This window comes from Streptomyces montanus, assembly GCF_005786655.1.
Taxonomy (GTDB): domain Bacteria; phylum Actinomycetota; class Actinomycetes; order Streptomycetales; family Streptomycetaceae; genus Streptomyces; species Streptomyces sporangiiformans.
This window is the reverse complement of the sequence record NZ_VBZC01000062.1, coordinates 34117-54678: the sequence shown is the minus strand read 5'-3', so window position 1 is coordinate 54678 and position 20562 is coordinate 34117. Positions and strand designations below refer to the sequence as shown.

Here is a 20562-nt window from a genome sequence, read left to right as displayed (position 1 = left end):
GCCCGCGCCTACTGGGACCGGCGCGGCCTGCCCACGGACCCCGGCCGGACGGCCGCGGCGCCCGGCGCCCCGGCCCTGCTCCTCGCGCTGACCGCCGCGCTCGGCGGCGATGTCCTGATGCCGCGCCCGTGCGCCGCCTGGTGGGAGCCCACGGCACGCCTGCTGGGCACGACCGTGTTCCATGTGGCGACGCCCGCCGAGTGCGGTGGTGTCCCGGACCCGTACGCCCTCCTGGAGACCGTGCGCCGGGTGCGGGCCGAGGGCGGCGACCCGCGGCTGCTCGTGCTCTCGATCGCCGACGATCCCACCGCCACCGTGGCCCCGCCGGAAGTGGTCCACGAGATCGTGGAGGCGGCCGCGGGAGAGGGACTGCACCTGGTCAGCGACGAGACCTGGCGCGACACCCTGCACCAGCCGCAGGACACGGTCCTGCTGAGCCCGGCCGAGATGGTCCCCGACGGGATCACCGTGATCACCGACCTGGCCGGCCCCTTTCTGCCGCCCGGCTGGCCCGCGGCGCTCGCCCGCTTCCCCGACAACGACTTCGGCACCGGGCTGCGCGACCGCGTCCTCGACGTCCTCACCGCGCTCGGTGCCCGCCTCGCCACCCCGGTCGCCGAGGCCGCCGCGTACGCGCTCGGCGAGCCCGACGAGATCACCTCGCGGCTCACCGCGGCCGTCCGGCTGCACGCGCGCGTGGCGGCCGCCGTGCACCACTCCCTGGTGTCCGCGGGCGCCCTTGCCCGGCCCCCGCAGGCAGGCCGTCACCTCTACGCGGACCTGGCCCCGCTCCGGTCCGCCCTCAGCGCGTACGGCGTCGGTGACGCACAGGAGCTGGAGGACTTCCTCACCGCCCGCCTGGGCATGCCCGCCCCCGGCGGACACCGCTTCGGCGACGACCTCGGCGCCCTGCGCGTACGCCTGGCCACCGGTCCGCTCCTCGGCGCCACCGACCAGGAGCGCATGGAATCCCTCACCTCACCCGAACCCTTGGAATTGCCGCATGTGGAACGCGCGTTGACCTTGCTGGGATCGGTCTTCGACGATCTCCGCGACGACGCTCGGCGATGGGAGTCCCCTCGATGACGCAGCAGTCCAAGCCGACCACGACGGCCACCACGTCCACGGACACCACCAACTCCACCGACTTCACCCATTCCACATCCACAGCCGCAGCCACGTCCACGCCCAGGTCCGCGCACGCCGACGAGCCGACGTCGTCCTCCGTATCCGCGGCGCCCGCGTCCAGATCCCGGCTCGCCGCACCCCGCCCGCTGGGCGAGCGGCGTCTGTGGCCGCGGTCCTTCGCCGACCGGCTGACCGCTCCGCTGCCAGGCCTGAGGGGTTTCGCGAGGCTGGCACGTGAGGCCGCGCTGCGTCCCGGCCCCGAGGGACTCGCCGACATACCGCGGCTGCCGTACGAGCCGGCCCCGCTGCCACGGGTGGACGCGGACACGATCGCCGTCTCCTGGGCGGGGCACGCGAGCTGGGTGATCCGGATCGGCGGTCTCACGGTCCTCACCGATCCGGTCTGGTCCCGCAAGATCCTCGGAACTCCCGCCCGGATCACGCCCGTTGGCGTGCCCTGGAGTGAACTGCCGCGCGTCGACGCGGTCGTCATCAGCCACAACCACTACGACCACCTGGACGCCCCGACCCTGAGCAGACTCCCGCGCGACACCCCCGTCCTGGTTCCGGCCGGGCTCGGCCGCTGGTTCCGGCGCCGCCGCTTCACGAGCGTCACCGAGCTGGACTGGTGGGAGGCGGCCGAACTGGGAGGGGTCCGCTTCGACTTCGTGCCGGCCCACCACTGGTCCAAGCGCAGCCTCCACGACACCTGTCGCACCCTGTGGGGCGGCTGGGTGCTGACCGCGCCCGACGCGCGGCGCGTGTACTTCGCGGGCGACACGGGATACGGCCACTGGTTCTCCCGGATCGGCGACCGCTACCCCGGCATCGACCTGGCGCTGCTTCCGATCGGCGCGTACGAGCCCCGCTGGTGGCTCGGCGATGTCCACTGCGACCCCGAGGAGGCGGTCCGGGCGGCGCAGGACCTCCGGGCGCGGCGGATGGCGCCCATGCACTGGGCCACGTTCGTCCTCTCGGCGGAGCCGGTCCTCGAACCGCTGACCCGGGTGCGTACGGCCTGGGAAAAGGCGGGCCTGGCCCGCGAGGACCTGTGGGACCTGCCGGTGGGGGCGTCCCGGGTACTGGATTGAAACCGGGCACGACCGCGGCCCCATCAGGGGCGCGGGGAACTGCGCGACCAGCCACACAGGATCCGCACTCGACGTACCTGCTGTACGGCTGTACCCCGCCTCAAGCGGAGCGCTGACGCACCCGCCGCCACAGGCCGGGCACCGCACTGATCATCAGCGCCAGCGCCACGGCCGCCACCACGCCCTGCCAGGGCTCCCTGAACAGCGAACCGCCCAGGATGCCGATGAGCTGGTACGCCAGGGCCCAGGCCAGGCAGGCCGGCACATCACCGTGGGCGAAGCGGCGTACCGGCCACTTCGCCAGCAGACAGGCGAGCATCACGGGGATACGGCCCGCCGGGACCAGCCGGGACAGCACGAGGACCGCCACCCCGTGATCGGCCAGCTTCACCTGGGCCTGGGCGAGGCGGTCCTCGGGTGCGCGGTCGCGGATCGCCGCCAGCCAGCGCGAGCCGTTCTTCGAGCCCATGCCGCGCCGCCCGAGCCAGTACAGCGCGACATCGCCGAGGAACGCCGCGAGCGCCGCCACCGCGAAGACCAGCAGCAGAGTGAACGGCGCCGCATGGTGAAAGGCCACCACCGCCGCCGAGCTCACCAGCGCGCCCGTCGGCACCACCGGCACCAGTGCGCCGATGAACACGAGCAGGAACAACGACGGATAGCCGACCACCTGCTGTGTGGACTCCGTCGGCACCGTGGTGACCACGGCAGCCACGAGCGTCACCGGGCGACCTCCGGCCGCACACTCTCGCCGTGCGTCAGCCGGTGCACCGCCACCTCCGGCGCCCGCTCCGCCGCCAGGCGGAAGAACTCGTCGCCGGGGGAGTGGAATTCATGGGGGCGCACGCCGTCCAAGCCGATCGGCCAGTACGTGCCGTAGTGCACCGGCACCGCGCTGCGCGGCAGCAGCCGGGCCAGCGCCTCGGTGGCCCGCCCGGCGTCCAGATGTCCCTCCCCGAGATACGGCCCCCAGCCGCCGACCGGCAGCAGGGCCACATCGACCGGTCCGACCTCCTCGGCCATCGCCTCGAACAGGCCGGTGTCCCCGGCGAAGTACGTCCGCGCTTCCCCTTCGATCACATAGCCGAGGGCGGGCGAACGGTGCGGACCGACCGGCAGCCGCCGCCCGTCGTGCCGCGCGTACACGGCCCGTACGACCAGGTCACCGACCTGCGTCCGGTCGCCCGGCGCCATCTCGGTGAGCCGCAGATGACCGAGCCTGCGCAGCCCGGGTACGGCGCGGGGGCTGCCCCGCGGCACCAGCACCCGGGTTCCCGGAGCCAGCCGCGCCAGCGAGGGAACGTGCAGGTGGTCGGCGTGCAGATGCGAGACAAGGGCCACGTCCGCGACGGCCGCCTCGGGCGGGGGCGGCGCCCCGCGGCGCCGGCGCAGATGCGCGAGCCGGCGGGCGAAGAGCGGGTCGGTCAGCAGGCGCGTACCCGAGTCCTCGACCGTGCAGGTGGCGTGACCCCACCACGTGACCTCCACCGGCACTCCCTTTGCCTCCTTCGCGCGACTCCCCCAGAGCCTACGGGCAGATGTAGGGTCAACGGCGAAACCAGAGGTGAGGGGGGACGCCATGGGAGACACACACAGCACCTCCGGCATGCTTCGCGTCACCGCGATCGCCGGCCTGACGCCCCTGGAGGAGCTGGAGGCGGACCCGTTCCTCGTGGACTCGCGCAGTCAGCACGCCATGTGCGCGCGCTGGGCGGCCGAGCGGGGGTACGTCGTCACCCGGGAACTGCTCGTGCGTGGCCTGCGCCCCGACCACTGCGCGCTCTGGAAGGACGTCGAGGCGGGCCTCGTCGACCTGTTCGTCGCGCCGAGCCGCCGCGTCCTGGAGCTGGCGCTCGCCTCCGTCGACGAGTTCACCGCCGAGTGCGCCCGGCGCGGCGTACGCATCGAGACGGTCGGCCGCGCGGAACCGGCGTACGACGCGCAGATGAAGGCGCGGATTCACCGGCGGCTGTCGATGCCGACGGCCGGGTACGACGGGCGCTGAGGCCGGGTACGTAGGGCGCTGAGGCCAGGCACAAAGGGCGCTGAAGCCGGGTACGAAGGGCGCTGAGCGTCGCACTTCCACCCTTGTCCCGCACCATCCGTGCGCCGTCACCCGTTGTGACAAGGTGGGGCACAGGTCGGTCAGTGGGAGGCGGGTGTGGGCGACAGGAGGCGATGGCGGAGGCTCGGCAGCGCCGCGTGGCGGATCGTGGCCGTGTGGGCCGTGTCCACCGTCACCATGCTGGTGCTCGCCGGGATCCTGCCGGACTTCCAGATCCAGTCGGACGACGGGGACAGCGCCACCCGTATCGCCGTCACCGCCGCGCTCGGTGCCGGGGCCTTCGGCCTGCTCTCGGCCCTGGTGTGGCCCCTGCTCGTCCGGGCTTTTCTCCTCGTGCCCGCCCTCGTCCTCGGACTGCTCGTCTTCTTCCTGAACGGATCACTCCTCCTCGTCGCCCTGCGCATCAACCCCTCGGGACACGGCGAGGCCGCTCCGGAGACCGCGGTCGTGGTCGCCGCCGTGATGTCCGCCGTCGCCTCCGCCACCGGCGCCGCCCTCGCCGTCCGGGACGACGACGCGTACCGCAGACGGCTCTACCGCCTGGCCGACCGCCGCCGCACGGCCGAGTTGACCGGCCCGGGGCCGACCTCCCCCGGCACCGTCTTCCTCCAGCTCGACGGCGTGGGCCACGACGTGCTTCTGGACGCCGTGGAGCGGGGCCTGATGCCCACGGTCGCCGCCTGGCTGGGCAAGGGTGAACGTGCGCGCCCCACGCACCGGCTCACCCCCTGGCGCACCGACTGGTCCAGCCAGACCGGCGCCAGCCAGCTCGGCATACTGCACGGCTCCAACCACGACGTCCCAGCCTTCCGCTGGTACGAGAAGGAGAGCCGGGAGGTGATGGTCTGCAACCGGCCCGCCAGCGCCGCCGAACTGCAGCGCCGGGCCATCCGCCGCACCGGCGACAGCGGCCTGCTCACCGTCGACGGCGCCAGCCGTGGCAACCTCTTCAGCGGCGGCGCGGACCAACTGGCCCTGGTGCTCTCCGTGGCGGCGAGGAGGGGCCGGGAAAACCGTTCACGGGCCGGGTACTTCGCCTACTTCTCCGACCCCGCCAACGCCGTCCGTACCGCCATGTCCTTCGTCGCCGACGTGGGCCGCGAGATGGGCGAATCCATCCGCGCCCGCCTGAAGAAGCAGCGCCCCCGCGTCAAACGCGGCGGCCTCTACCCCTTCATCCGCGCCTTCGCGACCGTCGTCGAGCGGGACGTCGTCGTCACCGCCGTGGCGGGGGACATGCTCGCGGGCCGCGCCGCGGTCTACGCGGATCTGGTGGGGTACGACGAGGTGGCCCACCACTCGGGCCCGCGCAGCCGCGACGCCGAGAAGGTCCTGGAACGTATGGACCGCTCGCTGGCCCTGATCGCGAAGGTCGCCGAGCACGCCCCGCGCATGTACCGCATCGTCGTCCTGTCCGACCACGGCCAGAGCCCCGGCGAGACCTTCCGCGGCCGCTACGGACTCGCCCTCGGCGAACTCGTCCGGGCCGGCTGCGGGCTGCCCGTACCCCGCAAGGTGCGGCGCACGCACAGCGGTGCCGAGGCCCGGGCCGCCGTACGGGCCGCCCTGCACCGGCCCGTCGAGGAGGGCGGCGAACAGCACCGCCCGGCGCGCCGCTCGGAGCCCGTCGTGCTGGCCTCGGGCAACCTCGGACTGGTGTCCTTCCCGGACGTATCGCACCGGATGACCCGTGAGGAGATCGACGAGCGCCACCCGGCGCTGCTGTCCACGCTCGCCAACCACCCGGGCATCGGCTTCGTCCTGGTCAAGAGCGAGAAGCACGGCGGTCTCGTGCTCGGCGCGCACGGCGCGGAGATCCCCGTGGACGAGCTGGACGAGAATCCGGGCCCGCTCGCCGAGTTCGGCCCGGCCGCGGCCGCCGCCGTACGCCGTACGCACTCCTTCCCGCATGCCGCCGATGTCATGGTCAACTCCTGGTACGACCCGGACGAGGGCGAAGTCCTCGCCTTCGAGGAGCAGATCGGTTCGCACGGCGGCCTCGGCGGTGCGCAGGGCGAGCCGTTCCTGATATCGCCCCTCTCGCTCTCCGCCCCCGTCGAGGACGGTCGGGAGCTGGTCGGCGCGGAGCAGCTGCACCGCGTCCTCAGGCGCTGGCTGCGGGAGTCCGTCGGCCCGCAGGTGCCTCTGGAGGCCCACCGCGACCAGCGGGCCGCCTGACGAAGACGAGCGGGCCGCCTGACGAAGACGAGCGGGCCGCCCCGGCAAGGGCGGGCCGCCCCTCCGTACCCCCATGACGGAGGAGCCGCCCGCCTGTCGGGCCGATGTTCCCCGACTCACCGGCCCGAACGGAGCGACCACCCTGCGCGGCGTGTGGTGCACGCGCTGCCGGACTGGTCGATCACGATCAGTGCGCGCTGCCGCAAGTACCGGATCCGCGGCCGCACCTCGACGAGGGCCCCAAAATGTCACCGCCGAAGACGTTTGCCCAGCTCGTATTCCGGCCATCGCTGCCGTGCCACGGGCATGTCGCACCGCCCCACGTGCCGCTGTGGGCTCGCGAACCTTTGGGTGTGTCGAGCCCGGATGTGATCGGATGGCCCGGACGGAACCGATCCAGGGATCCCATCCGAAAGGAACCATCGTGGCAACCACGCGCACCGCACACACCGTCTGGGAGGGCGAACTGCTCAAGGGCAGCGGCACCGTCACCTTCGACTCCTCCGGCATCGGCTCGCAGCCGGTGTCCTGGCCGTCGCGTGCCGAGGAGGCGAACGGCAAGACCAGCCCGGAGGAGCTGATCGCCGGTGCTCACTCCAGCTGCTTCTCCATGGCCCTGTCGCACGGCCTGACCGGCGCCGGCACTCCGCCCACCCGCCTGGAGACCAAGGCCGACGTCACCTTCCAGCCCGGCGAGGGCATCACCGGAATCCACCTCACCGTGCGCGGCGAGGTGCCGGGTCTGGACGCGGAGGGCTTCGCGGCGGCCGCCGAGGACGCCAAGAAGAACTGCCCGGTCAGCCAGGCCCTCACCGGCACGACGATCACGCTGACGGCTGAGCTGGCCTGACGCTCGGCAGCGCCCGATACGCGCCCGACACGCGCTCGACAGGTCTCGATCGCCCCGTCAGCGCCCGATACGCCTCGATGCCGCGCCCTTCCTCCGGAAGGGCGCGGCATCGTTGTGTGCGGGGATTGTCTCCGGGCGGTGCGTCCCGCCATTCCGGGGTATACGGGATTGACAAGAGCGCACTCAAGTTTTGTGCTGGTGGGTGGAAGAGTCCGGGCGGAAGGGGACGGAGATGGCACGTGCGGTCGGGATCGATCTCGGTACCACGAACTCGGTGGTGGCCGTACTGGAGGGCGGTGAGCCCACCGTCGTCGCCAATGCCGAGGGCGCGCGGACCACGCCGTCCGTCGTGGCCTTCGCGAAGAACAACGAGGTCCTCGTGGGCGAGGTCGCCAAACGGCAGGCGGTGACGAACGTCGAGCGCACCGCGCGCTCCGTGAAGCGTCACATGGGCGACGCGAACTGGCGCTTCCCGGAGAAGGGCGACATCGACGGCACCCGCTACCGGGCACAGGAGCTGTCCGCGCGGGTGCTGCAGAAGCTGAAGCGGGACGCCGAGTCGTACCTCGGCGAGGACGTCACGGACGCCGTGATCACCGTGCCCGCCTACTTCGACGACGCCCAGCGCCAGGCCACCAAGGAGGCCGGCGAGATCGCGGGCCTCAAGGTGCTGAGGATCATCAACGAGCCGACGGCCGCGGCCCTCGCGTACGGGCTCGACCGCGGTGAGGAGCAGACCGTCCTGGTCTTCGACCTGGGCGGCGGCACCTTCGACGTCTCGCTCCTGGAGATCGGCGAGGGCGTCATCGAGGTCAAGGCCACCAACGGCGACACCCAACTGGGCGGCGACGACTGGGACCAGCGGATCGTCGACCACCTCGTCAAACGGTTCAAGGGCTCGTACGGCATCGACCTCGGCCAGGACAAGATGGCGCTCCAGCGGCTGCGCGAGGGTGCCGAAAAAGCCAAGATCGAGCTGTCCTCGTCCACCGAGACCACCATCAACCTGCCCTACATCACCGCCTCCTCCGAAGGACCGCTGCACCTCGACGAGAAGCTCACGCGCGCCCAGTTCCAGGAACTCACCAGTGATCTGCTCGACCGCTGCAAGACCCCCTTCCACCAGGCGGTCAAGGACGCGGGCGTGAAGCTCGCCGCCGTCGACCACGTCATCCTCGTCGGCGGCTCCACACGGATGCCCGCCGTGACGGAACTGGTCAAGGAACTCACCGGCAAGGATCCGCATAAGGGAGTCAACCCCGACGAGGTCGTGGCCCTCGGTGCGGCGCTGCAGGCGGGCGTCATCCGCGGTGACGTGAAGGACGTACTCCTCCTCGACGTCACCCCGCTGTCCCTGGGCATCGAGACCAAGGGCGGCATCATGACGAAACTCATCGAGCGCAACACGACCATTCCCACGCGGCGTTCGGAGATCTTCACCACGGCCACGGACAACCAGCCCTCGGTCGGCATCCAGGTCTTCCAGGGCGAGCGCGAGATCGCCGCCTACAACAAGAAGCTCGGCGTCTTCGACCTCACCGGCCTGCCGCCCGCGCCGCGCGGGGTACCGCAGATCGAGGTCGCCTTCGACATCGACGCCAACGGCATCATGCACGTCTCGGCGAAGGACCTCGCCACCGGGCGCGAGCAGAAGATGACCGTCACCGGCGGCTCCGCGCTCCCCAAGGACGACATCGACCGGATGATGCGCGAGGCGGAGCAGTACGCGGACGAGGACCGCCAGCGGCGGGAGGCGGCCGAGACACGCAACCAGGCCGAGCAGCTCGTGTACCAGACCGAGCGGTTCCTGCGGGACAACGAGGAGCGGATCCCGGCGGAGACCAGGACCGAGGTGGAGTCCTCGGTCGCCGAGCTCAAGACGCTGCTGGAGGACCGCGACGGCGCCGACACGAGTGCCCTGCGGGCCGGGGTCGAGAAGCTGGCAGGCGTCAGCCAGAAGATGGGCCAGGCGATGTACGCCCAGACGCAGCAGAGCCCTGCGGACCAACAGCCCGGCGCCGAGCGGTCGTCCTCGGAAGCCTCTGACGAGGAAGGGGTCGTGGACGCGGAGATCGTGGACGACGAGAAGGACACGAAGGGCGGCGCTGCCTAGGGGTGGGTTTTTCGCCCCCGCCGCCCCTACCCGTCCCATCCTGTTCCTGGGGGCTCCGCCCCCAGACCCCGTATCGGCCTTGCGGCCTCGTCCTCAAACGCCGGACGGGCTGAAGATTTCAGCCCCTCTGGGGGCACCTCCCAGCGGTAGCTGGGGGAGTTTGAGGAGCGGGGTCTGGGGGCGGAGCCCCAGCGAAACCCCTCCGTCAGAAGTCGTCGCGGCGGCTCTCGATGAGGTGCTTCGTGCGCTGGGCCGAGGCCGCTCGGGCCGTCATGTGGTCCAGGACCTCCAGATGCGCGGCGACCTCCGCGCGCGTGTCGAGATAGAGGGCGCCGGTCAGATACTCGCTGTAGACCATGTCCGGCAGCTCGGGCTCCGCGAATCGGAACAGCGCGAAGGGCGCGTACGTGCCCGGATGCGGGCCGGACTCGAACTCGGCGACCTGCAGCGTGATGCGGTCGTTCTCGACGGCCTCCAGGAGGCGGTCCAGCTGATCCCGCATCACCTCGCCGCGGATGCTCACCGGCCGCCGCAGCACCGTTTCGTCCATGATCACCCACAGGCGGGGCGCGTGTTCGCGGGTCAGTAGTTTCTGCCGGGCCAGCCGCAGTGACACATGCCGTTCGATCTCCTCGGGCCGCGTCTGTCCGACGGTGCCGGCCTCCAGGACCGCGCGCGCGTAGTCCTCGGTCTGCAGCAGGCCGGGCACGAAGTGCGGCTCGTACGACCGGATGACCGAGGCCGCGCCCTCGAGGCTCACATGCATGCTGAACCAGTCCGGCAGGACGTCGTGGAAGCGCTGCCACCAGCCGGGCTGGTTCGCCTCCTCGGCGAGCGCGACGAACACCGCGATCTCGTCGTCGGGCACTCCGTACGTGGACAGCAGCACCTGCATGTACGGGATCTTCAGGGCGACCTCGGCCATCTCCATCCGGCGGACGGTCGCGGCCGTGACCCGCAGGATCCGCGCGGCCTCGTCCCGCCTCAGCCCGGTCGCCTCGCGCAACTCCTGAAGCCGTCTCCCCAGCACCACCTGGCCCACGGTCGGCGCAGGACGCCGTTCACTCACGCCACGCCTCCCCAAGCGCCGAGCATCGCCAGAAGTTTGCCATGTTTCCGGAGAACCCTCACGTGAACGGCAGAGCGCCCATGACCTCTCAGGTAATCGACGCCTGTCCGCGCGGCCGGGCAGGGTGGACGCACCGGGTCCCGGGCCGGCGCACTCCGTCCCGGGATCCGGGTCCCGCCGGCCCGTGCCGGCCCGCCCCGACATCGACGGAAGGTGATCCATCATGTCCGCAGCCCAGCTCGCCGCCCTGGCCCGCACCAGCGAGCCGCAGACCATGCTGCGCCGCTTCCTGGCACTCGACGCACTGGTCACCGGGGCGAACGCCATCGCCTACGCCGCCGTCTCCGGACCGCTCGGGCGGCTGCTCGGAATCGGCTCGGGGATGCTGCTCGGGCTCGGGCTGTTCCTCCTGGCCTACGCGGCGGGCGTCGCCTGGCTCGCCACGCGCCGACGCCCGCCGGTCCTTCCCGTGCGCGCCGTGATCGAGGCCAACCTCGCCTGGGCGGCGCTGAGTTTCGTCGCGCTCGCCGTGTGGCTGTCACCGAGTACGGCGGGCGCGGTGTGGGTGCCGGTGCAGGCGCTGACCGTGGCCGGCTTCGCGGGCCTGCAGTACATGGCGCTGCGGGCGGCGGCCGATCGCGACTGAGTGACCGTCAGGGAATCAGCGACTGAAGGTACTTGACCGTCGCCGGGTCGGCCGGGAGGAGCGTCTCGATGGCCAGCTCGGCGACGGTCACGTCCATGGGGGTGTTGAACGTCGAGATGGACGAGATGAAGGAGAGGACGCGACCGTCGTGCTCGATCCGCATCGGCAGCGCGATGAGGGGGACCGGCTCCGGGGACGCTTCGGCGCCCTCGGGGTACGGGTTGTCGGGATACGGATACGTCGCCACCTCCTCGTACAGCACACGCAGCGACTCCGAGCGGCGCAGGGCGATCTGCCGTCCCATCTGGTCCAGCAGGTGACCACGCCACTCGTGCAGATTGCGGATCCTGGGCGCCAGGCCCTCCGGGTGCAGGGTCAGACGCATCGCGTTGAGCGGCGGGGCGAGCAGGTGCTCGGGCACGCCGTCGAGCAGCATCGCGATGCCCCGGTTGGCGGCGACCACGTTGTAGGTGGCGTCCACCACCATCGCCGGATAGGGCTCGTATCCCTGGATCAGCCGTTCCATGCCCTCCCGCAGGGCCCCCATCGCCGGGTCGTCCAGCGGGGTCTCCGGATAGCGGGGTGCGTAACCGGCCGTCAGCAGAAGGGCGTTGCGCTCCCGCACGGGGACGTCCAGATGCTCGGCGAGACGCAGCACCATCTCCTCGCTCGGCCGGGAGCGGCCCGTCTCGATGAAACTGATGTGCCGCGCCGACGACCCGGCCCGCAAGGCCAGCTCCAGCTGACTGACCCGACGCTGCTCCCGCCAGCCCCGCAGCAGCGGGCCGATCCCCTTGGTCATGGGAAGACCGTAGTCGAGGTGCGGCTGCGGGCAGTGGCCGAGTGCGACCGGAGTGACACAAGGGCATCGTGGCACGATCATGGACGGCGGCCGAATCCGTACGCCTCGCCGCCGGAAGCGTACGCCGTCGAACCCCGGTCACCCGCCTGACCAGGACCGAAACCGTCCGGCTGTGGCACGCTGAGAGAGCCGGAGGGTTACGGGATGACGGAAGGAAGCACAGCCATGCCTCTCGAACCGCTGTCGCAGAAGGAGATCGAGGACCGCCTCGCGGAGTTGCCGGGCTGGTCGCTCGACGGTGACCGGATCGCCCGCTCCTACCGGCTCGGCTCGCACTTCGCGGCGGCCGCGATGGTCCTGCACATCGCCCAGCTGCAGGATGAGCTGGACCACCACTCCGACCTCACGCTCGGCTACCACTCCGTCTCCCTCACGGTGAACACGCACAGCGTGGGCGGCGCGGTCACCGACCTGGACTTCGACCTGGCGCGCCGGGTGGAGGAGATCGCTCCGGGGCACGGTGCGAGTTGAGCTCGCTGGTGTTCGACTACAACAAAGAGGCGGAGTGGTACGACGCGTCCCGGGGCGGCGAGCCGCGTGCCGCCGCGGCCGCGAGCGCCGTACTCGGGATGCTTCCCGAGGGGACGCGCACCCTCCTCGACGTCGCCTGCGGTACCGGCACCGTGACCCGGCGCCTCGCGGCGACGGGTCTTGATGTGACGGGCGTCGACGCGGCGTACGGGATGCTGCGCCGGGCCGCCGAGCAGCTCCCGGGCCGCGTCATACTCGCCGACAGTCGTCAACTCCCCTTTTCCAGCAGCTCGTTCGACGCCGTATCGGCCATCTGGCTGCTGCATCTGCTGGACGACGCGGCCCTTGTGGTCGCCGAGGCGGCGCGGGTGCTGCGGCCGGGCGGTGTCTTCGTCACGACCGTCGACAAGGCGGCCTCCCACGACGTCGGCAGTGACATCGACGCCGTCATGGCTCCCCGTCCACGCCGTGCTCCCCGTGACGAGGCCGGAATGGTGACCGGCTTCGCCGCCGACAGCGGGCTGGTCCCGGAGGGCCGTTCGGCATTCCCCGGCCGAGGCCAGGGCCGCACCCCCGCCCGGGCCGCCGCCGATGTACGGCGCGGCTGGTACACGCTCCTCCGCCCCGGCGACCCGCTCACCGAGGAGCTGGCGTCCCTCCTGGAGGAGCTGCCGGACCAGCATGTCCCGCGCGCCGAACCGGAGTTCAAGCTGAGGTCGTTCCGGAAACCGGGGCCGCGCGTCGCGTGAAGTCCATGAACCAGTTCGTCACCCATGTCTTCTCTCCGTCCACCGAGAACGCCTGTTCCCAGCGGGCGGTGGTGTCGGAGATCCCCGACCACACGAACCGCACGCGCACGCCCTTGCCGCCGAGCTGGGCCTGGGCTCGGTCCTCGCCGCCGCCCAGCTGAAGGTCCGCGCGGCCCTCCCGCGTGAGCTGCGCGCGCACGCCGACCGCGTCAGTGGATACGGATGGCTGGACTGTGGCCACCGTCCCCATCGAGTCCGTCGGCCACGCGCACGCCGAGTTCCTGGGCCTCGGCACGGGCATCGAGGTGCTGGAACCGGCCGAACTGCGCGAACGCATCGCCGCGACGGTCGCCGCGCTGGCCCGTACGTACGCGTAGAGGCCGGCCCGTACGTACGCTGCGTACGCCATAGAGAGCGCTTGCTGAAAGGCGGCAACTCCCGTGCCTCCGGCGACGACTGGGGAAGTAGATCCCGTCTGCCCCTCTCAGGAGGTACCTCACCGTGCAGCACACGCATCGCAGACGCAAGCGAACCCGGCTCCTCCTCACCACCGTGATCGCCGGCGCCCTCGCCGCCGCCGGGCTCACCGCGCTCACGGGCGGCCCGGCGCAGGCGGCGACCGCCCGACAGGTCGAGAAGCTCGACCGGGGCGTCGTCAGCGTCCACACCGACAGCGGCAACCTGGTCAGCTGGCGGTGGCTCGGCACCGACCCGAACAACGTGTCGTTCAACGTCTACCGGGCCGGTACGAAGGTCAACTCGACGCCGATCAGCGGTTCCACGAACTACTTCCACTCCGGCGCCCCCTCCCAGGCCGACTACACGGTCCGCGCGGTGGTGGACGGAGTGGAGCAGGCCGACTCCGTGCACGCCATCCAGTTCCGCACCGGATACAAGGACGTGCCCATCACGCCCCCGGCGGGCGGCTCCGGCTACACCTACGAGGCCAACGACGCCTCCGTCGCCGACCTCGACGGCGACGGGGCCCTCGACTTCGTCCTGAAGTGGCAGCCGACCAACGCCAAGGACAACTCGCAGTCGGGCGTCACCGGCAACACATTCATCGACGGCATCAAGCTCGACGGCACCCGGCTGTGGCGCATCGACCTCGGCCGCAACATCCGCTCGGGCGCGCACTACACGCAGTTCCAGGTGTACGACTACGACGGCGACGGCAAGGCCGAGGTCGCCATGAAGACCGCGGACGGCACGAAGGACGGCACCGGCGCGGTGATCGGCAGTTCGTCCGCCGACCACCGCAACTCCAGCGGGTACGTCCTGTCCGGCCCCGAATTCCTGACCATGTTCAACGGCCAGACCGGCAAGGCGATGCAGACGGTCGACTACGTCCCGGCGCGCGGATCGGTCGCGTCGTGGGGCGACTCGTACGGCAACCGGGTCGACCGGTTCCTCGCCGGCACGGCCTACCTGGACGGCAGCCGACCCTCGCTGATCATGGCGCGCGGCTACTACACGCGCACGGTGATCGCGGCCTGGGACTGGCGGAACGGCCAGTTCACGCGCCGCTGGACCTTCGACACCAACTCGTCGACCAACACGGGCAAGGGGTACGACGGGCAGGGTAATCACAGCCTGTCCATCGCGGACGTCGACGCCGACGGCAAGGACGAGATCGTCTACGGCGGCATGACCGTGGACGACAACGGCAACGGGCTGTGGACGACGAAGCTGGGCCATGGTGACGCGGGCCATGTCGGCGACCTCAACCCGTCCCGCGCCGGCCTGGAGTACTTCAAGGTCTCCGAGGACAGCTCCAAGCCCGGTTCCTGGCTGGCCGACGCGCGCACGGGGCAGATCCTGTGGCAGACGGCCTCCGGTTCCGACAACGGCCGCGGTGTCTCGGCCGACATCTACGCGGGTTCGGCCGGCGCCGAGTCCTGGTCCGCGGCCGACAGCACACTCCGCTCGGCCACCGGCGCCTCCCTCGGCCGGGAGCCGTCCAGCATCAACTTCGTCAGCTGGTGGGACGGCGACACCACCCGCGAACTCCTCGACGGCACCCGCATCGACAAGTACGGCACCTCGGGCGACACCCGCCTGCTGACCGGCGCCTCCGTCCACTCCAACAACGGCACGAAGGCCACCCCGTCGCTCTCCGGCGACATCTTCGGCGACTGGCGCGAGGAGGTCGTCTGGCCGACGTCGGACAACACGGCCCTGCGGATCTACTCCACGCCGTACGAGACCAGCGCGAAGATCACCACCCTGCTCCATGACACGATGTACCGCACCGCGCTGGCCTGGCAGAACACGGCTTACAACCAGCCGCCGCACCCAAGCTTCCACATCGGCAGCGGCATGGCGACGGCCCCCAGGCCGACGGTCTACACGCCCTGAGCGCACCCTGAGCGGCGAGACATGCACTGAGCGAGAGACCACACGGCGGCCATCCAAGTCCTTCGGATGGCCGCCGATTTACTCATTACGGGAACATTTTCATCACAGCATCTCCACAAGACGGTGTCCTCAAGAGATGATTCGCCACTCAACAGCACCATCCCTGGGGGGGATCATGAGCCACGATTTCGGACCGCCGCCGACCATGCCGGTCTACGCGCCGCCACCGCCACCGCCTCCGAAGAAGACCAACACGGTCGTCGTCGCCGTGGCCGCCGCCGTTGTGGCCGCAGCCGTCTCGGCGGCCATCACCGCCGGTGTCACCAGCGGCGGTGACGCCGAAGCCGCCCCCACCGTCACCGTCACCGAGACCACAGCGGCCGAGGGCACCGAAGCCGCGGCCGACACAGATCCCGCACCGACGCCCGAGGACACCAGCGACGGCGTCTACGGCCTCGGCGACACGGTGACCTACGAGACCGACGTGGAAGTCGGCCTGTCGAAGTTCTCGCGCGGCGTATCCAGCGACTACGCCTCCCCGGAGAACATGCCGTACGCCAAGTTCACCATCAAGATCGTGAACAAGTCCGACGAAACCCTCAACGCCGACGAGATGTCCGTCAACTGCGCCTACGGCGACGAAGGCAAAGAAGGCGAAGCCATCTTCGACGAGGGCCTCAACGGCCTCCCGGAAACCCGCATCCTCGCGGGCCGCTCGCTGTCCGTCCCCTGGGGCTGCGAACTGCCCAAGGGAGAGAAGTTCCTCCAGGTGGAGGTCGCACCCGACTACGACTCGGAGACCGCGATCTTCACAGGAAACGTGAAGTAGCGACACCGCTGAACAAGCGAAGCGCCCTCATCCGCACCGATCCGAGTGGGGGCGCCGCGGCGTGCTCACGGGGCCTACCCGACGTCCGGCAACCCGAGGTCCGGCGGCAGCTCCGGCCCCGCCTTCGAGCCCGCCTGCCGCTCCGACCTGCGCGCGTTCTCCGCTCGCATCGCCGTCAGCCAACGCCACAGGTCCGGCAGCCTCTGCCCGGGACACGCCAGCCGGTGTTCGATGCGGCAGCGCTGAAACGGATCCGGCGGGCACACCCCGTACACGGTCACCCGCCCGTCCGACAGGACAATCCACCGGTGCTCCGCCGGTACCAGATGGGCCAGTACATCGACGCCCGGCTCCAGCAGCACCCAGTCCTGCTCCAACGTCGGCACCCGGTCCTGCGGCAACCCGCAGTACGGACACGCGAAGACCTGCCCGCGGCCCCAAGGCCGCGCCCCCTCGTCAACGGACCCCATACCGCGAGCGTGCGACCTCACCGGGCATGTCGCACGGGGGCATTCAGACGGGATCCCTGCGCCCACATGGGCCCGAAGCGGCAGTCGAGACGCCCACGGCCGCACCCGGCACCCGCGCCTCGCCGCCGGCGGCCGGACAGGCGTTGTAGACAAACCGACGGCCCCGCGTCTACTCGTTCGGTACGCCCGGTTCCGGCATGTCCGCCCACACCTGCGCGGCCAAGAGGTCCGCGTCCTCCTGCGATGTGCCCGCGTCCACCAGGATGATCCCCCGAGATCCGTCCGGGAAAGTGACCTTCCGCATCGCCGTACCCAACGGGCCCGGCTTCGGCTCCTCCGGCATGGTGGCTCCAATCGTCGGTGCAACAGTCACCGTAACCGCAATCAGCCCCGCCGCTCACGCTCCCCGCGGGCACGACCGGGAGTGCTCCCAGTAACGGCGCGTCTCCGCGCTGTCCTCGTCGTCTCCGTCGGGCGCGCCGCATGTGCACTGCCCGGCGCGAGGGTCGATGAGATCCGCGGCCTCGCGGTGCCCGGCCTCCCTCAACTGGACCGCGAGCACGTGGGCGTAGTCCTCGACGAGGAGCGCGGCACTCGTTCTGCTGTGGCCGGCGCCCTCGCGGCGTAGTTCCTGGATCAGTTTGGTGCGGGCCATCATGTGGTCGACTCCTCGCCCAGACGCTCCGGCCCGGCGTGTTCACGGAACTCTTCGATGACGGTCGTGAGCTGCACGCCGAAGGACGCCAGTCTCTCACCTGAAGGGAGGGCGTGTGCCGAGACCGGCACGCGCCCTCCCTGCCCCGCCAGGGGGCTACGACACCGAGCAGGTCCGGTCGCCCAGCTTGAAGGCGGTCGGTTTGCCGTTCGACGCCGTCGAGCTTCCTGTGAAGCCGAAGCTCACCGAGGAACCGGCCGCGACGTTCGCGTTCCAGCCCAGGTTCTTCGCTGTGACGGCCGCTCCGGACTGCGTGTGGTCGGCGTTCCACATCTGAGTGACCTTCTGCCCGTCGGGGAAGGACCAGCCGAGCGACCAGCCGCTCCAGGCGCTCGTCCCGGTGTTGGCGAGCCGCACGTCCGCCTGGAAACCTCCCGACCATTGACTGGTGACCTGGTACGTCACCGCGCAGGCACCCGTGGGCGTCGGATCCGTGCCGCCACCTCCGCCTTCTCCGCCTCCGCCGGTGTCGGAGGAGTCGCCGTAGATGACCCCGCGCCCGTTCGTCGCCACGTACACCCGCCCGTAGACGCGAGGATCACCGGTGATGGCGGCGCCCGTCCAACCCCACTGGTGGGCGTCGTCGTTGATCCTCGTCCAGCTCGCGCCCTTGTCCGTGGAGCGGAAGATGCCGCGTACGCCGCCGATCTTGGCGCTGGTGTAGAGCGTCTGGTACGAGGCGCCGGCCGCGGCCTTGCCGAAGCCGATGGTGTCGGCCTGCTCGACGCCGGACAGCTTGGTGAAGGTCGCGCCGCCGTCCGTCGAGTGCCACAGCCCGTAGGCGCCGTCACTCGCCCCGCCCGCCAGCCAGATGTCGCCCTTGGTGCCGGGCAACGCCTTGAAACGGACGCTGTCACCGCTCGGCAGCCCCGTCGCGGAGGAGGCGGTGAAGGTCGCGCCACCGTCCGAACTGACGTAGAACTTCCCCGACTTGAAGCCGTAGAAGGTCTTCGGGTCGACCCGGTCGGACTCCACGATCGCGCCCGCCGGAATCCCGCTGGAGGCGGACCACGACGAGCCGAACCCGGTCGTGTGCTGGACGCCGGTGCCCGCCGGGCTCCACACGAAGCGGCTGCCGTCGGACGCGGCCGCGACTGTGCCGCCACCCGAGACCCCCGAAGGGTCGGTGCCGGCGAACCAGTTGGCGCCGTTGTCCGTGGAGAAGGCGACATGCGGTCCGGAGTCGAGGTTGCCGACCCGTACCACCGTCCCCGGGTTGCTTTCGGCGTAGTCGAGGCTCGTCGTGGAGGTGAAGTTCGGCGAGGTGAACATCATCGACGGCACTTTGGTCAGGTCCGTGTGCCGGAAGCCGCCGATGTCACCGAGCGCGCTGAGGAGCGTGGCCGAGCCGGACGGGGGAGCGGCCAGGTCGTTGACGGCCGTCTCCTCCAGGCCCTGCACCATGGGCTTGATCGCGAACTGGCCGCCGCTGTCCCACCGCGTCAGGTTCTCTGTGCCGTAGACCGTGGCGCCCGTCCCGTACATCATCCGGTCGGAGTTGAACGGGTCGATCTCCAGCGCCTCCGTCATCCAGCCCAGCTTCGGGGTCTGCTCGGGCGGTGACGGATTCGCGCCCCAGGTCAGCCAGGGCGAGGACGAGACGTCCATCGTGTAGCGGTTGGAGCGGTTGGGATACGACGTGTAGTCCCACGCCTTCGTCCAGGTGCCGCCGCTGTCCGTCGAGCGGAAGATCTGGGTGTCCGGCCACCAGGAGCTGTACGCGGTAGCCATCACCGTGCCCGGCTTCTGCCGGTCCACGGTCAGTCCGCTGAAGCCGAAGTACGTGTCGGCCTCCGCGACCGGGCTGATGTCCGTCCAGGCGCCGGTCGCCGTCGCGTACCGCCACAGCCGGCCCTTGCCGCCGTCGTACGGGCCGCCCTTGTCGCTGTAGGCGAGGTAGAGGTAGCCGTTCTTGGCGTCGAGGACCCCCTTGTGGGCCAGGTGGCCCGTGGGCTGTCCGGCCAGCCTCGACCAGGTGGCGCCCGCGTCGGTCGAGCGGTACACGGCGTTGTCCTTGTCGGCGACCCCGACGTAGAGAGTCTTCGTGGCGTTCCCGGACGTGCCCGTCGACTCGTCGAAGGTCACCCAGACGATGCCCTGGTTGTCGGAGGCGTAGCCGCTCGTGTCGCTCGGATCCTGCACGTAGTTGCCGACGTTGGGGAAGTTCGTCACCTGCGACCAGGAGGCGCCCGAGTCCGTGGAGCGCCACAGGCCCTTGCCACTGGGGGCGCCCAGATACAGCACGCTGTTCTTGTGCGGGTCCACGGCGAGCCGTTCGCCCATGCCGCGCCCGGGCATGTTGCCGCCCAGCTTGAACGGCAGGTCGGCCTTCTGCCAGCTCGCGCCCCGGTTGGCGGAGCGCAGTACCGCGCCCTTGCCGGGATCCCAGCTGTTCGTGTACGTGCCGACGGCCGCGTACACCTTGTTCGGATCGACGGAGTCCGAGGCGAGGCTGACGACACCGGTGTGGCCCCAGTCGTCCCAGCCGACCGAGTCGAGCAGCGGGGTCCAGGTCTTCGACGACTCCTGCCAGCGGTAGGCGCCGCCGATGTCGGTGCGGGCGTACGCGAGGTTCTTCTCGCTGCGGTTGAAGACGATGCCGGGGACGAAGCCGCCGCCGTCGATCCGGGCGTTCTTCCAGGTGTAGGTGTCCGCGGCGACGCGTACCGACTTCTCGGCAGCCTTGGGGGCCTCGGCGGCCAGCGCGGACGGGCCGCCCGCCAGGAGGCCGGCCGCCAGGGCGAGCACGGTCGTGAGAACGCGGCCCCTTCTGATGGTTCTTCGCACGGTGGGGGTCCTCTCCTGAAGCGGGGGATGGAAAGGCGCGACGGCCGGACGGGCCCCGGGATGCGAGGGACCCGCCCGGCCTTGGGGCCCTGTCACGTCAGGACCCTGTACGCGGAGCTCAAGCGCCTCCGGCGAAGTGCGGCGCCGTACCGCGCCCCCTCAGGGGCGCGGGGCTGCGACG

22 protein-coding genes are annotated in these 20562 nt (G+C 70.9%); 12 read left to right on the top strand and 10 right to left on the bottom strand.

The features are described from left to right. Together FE633_RS38160 and FE633_RS38155 are read left to right on the top strand one after the other, a co-directional pair. Positions 1 to 1086: aminotransferase class I/II-fold pyridoxal phosphate-dependent enzyme (locus FE633_RS38160; RefSeq protein WP_138049750.1), on the top strand; the 1086-nt coding region annotated here is incomplete at its 5' end. Beyond that, on the top strand, positions 1083 to 2219 hold the full coding sequence (locus FE633_RS38155; RefSeq protein WP_138049749.1) for an MBL fold metallo-hydrolase: 1137 nt from the start codon (positions 1083 to 1085) through the stop codon (positions 2217 to 2219). The genes FE633_RS38160 and FE633_RS38155, both read left to right, overlap by 4 nt. 100 nt (positions 2220 to 2319) lie before the next feature. On the opposite strand, the gene FE633_RS38150 is transcribed toward FE633_RS38155, so the two are convergent. Both FE633_RS38150 and FE633_RS38145 read right to left on the bottom strand, forming a co-directional pair. Then, on the bottom strand, positions 2320 to 2943 hold the full coding sequence (locus FE633_RS38150; RefSeq protein ID WP_138049748.1) for a DedA family protein: 624 nt from the start codon (positions 2941 to 2943) through the stop codon (positions 2320 to 2322). Further along, positions 2940 to 3713, bottom strand: a complete 774-nt coding sequence (locus tag FE633_RS38145; protein ID WP_119105091.1) for an MBL fold metallo-hydrolase — start codon at positions 3711 to 3713, stop codon at positions 2940 to 2942. The genes FE633_RS38150 and FE633_RS38145 overlap by 4 nt, the downstream gene beginning before the upstream one ends. 85 nt (positions 3714 to 3798) lie before the next feature. Here FE633_RS38145 and FE633_RS38140 point away from each other — a divergent pair, with 85 nt between their 5' ends. The 4 genes from FE633_RS38140 to dnaK all read left to right on the top strand — a co-directional run bounded on the left by FE633_RS38140 (position 3799) and on the right by dnaK (position 9425). Further along, positions 3799 to 4224, top strand: a complete 426-nt coding sequence (locus FE633_RS38140) for a hypothetical protein (RefSeq protein ID WP_119105090.1) — start codon at positions 3799 to 3801, stop codon at positions 4222 to 4224. 156 nt (positions 4225 to 4380) lie between these two features. Continuing rightward, complete coding sequence (locus FE633_RS38135; protein ID WP_281291320.1) at positions 4381 to 6462, top strand: phage holin family protein; 2082 nt, start codon at positions 4381 to 4383, stop codon at positions 6460 to 6462. Between the two features lie 424 nt (positions 6463 to 6886). Next, positions 6887 to 7312 (top strand): OsmC family protein, encoded by a 426-nt coding sequence (locus FE633_RS38130; protein ID WP_138049747.1) that lies wholly within the window; start codon positions 6887 to 6889, stop codon positions 7310 to 7312. A 232-nt stretch (positions 7313 to 7544) separates the two neighbouring features. After that, a complete protein-coding gene (dnaK, locus tag FE633_RS38125; protein ID WP_138049746.1) occupies positions 7545 to 9425 on the top strand; it encodes a molecular chaperone DnaK in 1881 nt (626 codons plus the stop codon). 205 nt (positions 9426 to 9630) lie between these two features. On the opposite strand, the gene FE633_RS38115 is transcribed toward dnaK, so the two are convergent. Then, entirely contained in the window at positions 9631 to 10494 is an 864-nt protein-coding gene (locus tag FE633_RS38115) for a helix-turn-helix domain-containing protein (RefSeq protein WP_138049745.1), read from the bottom strand. Between the two features lie 223 nt (positions 10495 to 10717). Here FE633_RS38115 and FE633_RS38110 point away from each other — a divergent pair, with 223 nt between their 5' ends. After that, positions 10718 to 11140 carry a hypothetical protein gene (locus FE633_RS38110; protein WP_138049744.1) on the top strand — a complete coding sequence of 141 codons (423 nt, stop codon included), beginning with the start codon at positions 10718 to 10720 and terminating at the stop codon, positions 11138 to 11140. Positions 11141 to 11147: 7 nt separating this feature from the next. Here the strand turns inward: FE633_RS38110 and FE633_RS38105 are convergent, their stop codons facing one another. Continuing rightward, positions 11148 to 11942, bottom strand: coding sequence for a helix-turn-helix domain-containing protein (locus FE633_RS38105; RefSeq protein WP_138049743.1), 795 nt, complete (start codon positions 11940 to 11942; stop codon positions 11148 to 11150). Between the two features lie 225 nt (positions 11943 to 12167). Between FE633_RS38105 and FE633_RS38100 the strand changes: the two genes are divergently transcribed. Together FE633_RS38100 and FE633_RS38095 are read left to right on the top strand one after the other, a co-directional pair. Further along, positions 12168 to 12473, top strand: a complete 306-nt coding sequence (locus tag FE633_RS38100; RefSeq protein ID WP_138049742.1) for a 4a-hydroxytetrahydrobiopterin dehydratase — start codon at positions 12168 to 12170, stop codon at positions 12471 to 12473. An 8-nt stretch (positions 12474 to 12481) separates the two neighbouring features. Then, positions 12482 to 13222, top strand: coding sequence for a class I SAM-dependent methyltransferase (locus FE633_RS38095; protein ID WP_138049755.1), 741 nt, complete (start codon positions 12482 to 12484; stop codon positions 13220 to 13222). Here the strand turns inward: FE633_RS38095 and FE633_RS38090 are convergent. Next, positions 13179 to 13421, bottom strand: a complete 243-nt coding sequence (locus FE633_RS38090) for a hypothetical protein (protein WP_138049741.1) — start codon at positions 13419 to 13421, stop codon at positions 13179 to 13181. The genes FE633_RS38095 and FE633_RS38090 overlap by 44 nt on opposite strands. A 34-nt stretch (positions 13422 to 13455) precedes the next feature. Between FE633_RS38090 and FE633_RS38085 the strand changes: the two genes are divergently transcribed. The 3 genes from FE633_RS38085 to FE633_RS38075 all read left to right on the top strand — a co-directional run bounded on the left by FE633_RS38085 (position 13456) and on the right by FE633_RS38075 (position 16409). Further along, the gene (locus tag FE633_RS38085) at positions 13456 to 13599 is read left to right on the top strand and encodes a WCX domain-containing protein (protein ID WP_342791250.1); all 144 of its coding nucleotides are present in this window, start codon (positions 13456 to 13458) and stop codon (positions 13597 to 13599) included. Positions 13600 to 13723: 124 nt separating this feature from the next. Beyond that, the gene (locus FE633_RS38080; RefSeq protein WP_138049739.1) at positions 13724 to 15580 is read left to right on the top strand and encodes a rhamnogalacturonan lyase; all 1857 of its coding nucleotides are present in this window, start codon (positions 13724 to 13726) and stop codon (positions 15578 to 15580) included. 175 nt (positions 15581 to 15755) lie between these two features. Continuing rightward, positions 15756 to 16409 (top strand): hypothetical protein, encoded by a 654-nt coding sequence (locus FE633_RS38075; RefSeq protein ID WP_138049738.1) that lies wholly within the window; start codon positions 15756 to 15758, stop codon positions 16407 to 16409. Positions 16410 to 16483: 74 nt separating this feature from the next. Here the strand turns inward: FE633_RS38075 and FE633_RS38070 are convergent, their stop codons facing one another. The 5 genes from FE633_RS38070 to FE633_RS38060 all read right to left on the bottom strand — a co-directional run bounded on the left by FE633_RS38070 (position 16484) and on the right by FE633_RS38060 (position 20369). Next, positions 16484 to 16879: a DUF6083 domain-containing protein gene (locus FE633_RS38070; RefSeq protein ID WP_171060293.1), complete on the bottom strand. Its 396-nt coding sequence runs from the start codon at positions 16877 to 16879 to the stop codon at positions 16484 to 16486. Positions 16880 to 17048: 169 nt separating this feature from the next. Next, entirely contained in the window at positions 17049 to 17222 is a 174-nt protein-coding gene (locus FE633_RS47540; protein WP_171060292.1) for a hypothetical protein, read from the bottom strand. A gap of 54 nt (positions 17223 to 17276) precedes the next feature. Continuing rightward, positions 17277 to 17537 carry a hypothetical protein gene (locus FE633_RS38065; RefSeq protein ID WP_138049737.1) on the bottom strand — a complete coding sequence of 87 codons (261 nt, stop codon included), beginning with the start codon at positions 17535 to 17537 and terminating at the stop codon, positions 17277 to 17279. Next, positions 17534 to 17665 (bottom strand): hypothetical protein, encoded by a 132-nt coding sequence (locus tag FE633_RS49375; RefSeq protein WP_281291319.1) that lies wholly within the window; start codon positions 17663 to 17665, stop codon positions 17534 to 17536. Before FE633_RS49375 ends, FE633_RS38065 begins: the two co-directional genes overlap by 4 nt. Positions 17666 to 17690: 25 nt before the next feature. Beyond that, positions 17691 to 20369, bottom strand: coding sequence for a cellulose binding domain-containing protein (locus FE633_RS38060; protein WP_138049753.1), 2679 nt, complete (start codon positions 20367 to 20369; stop codon positions 17691 to 17693). Between the last annotated feature and the right edge of the window lie 193 nt (positions 20370 to 20562).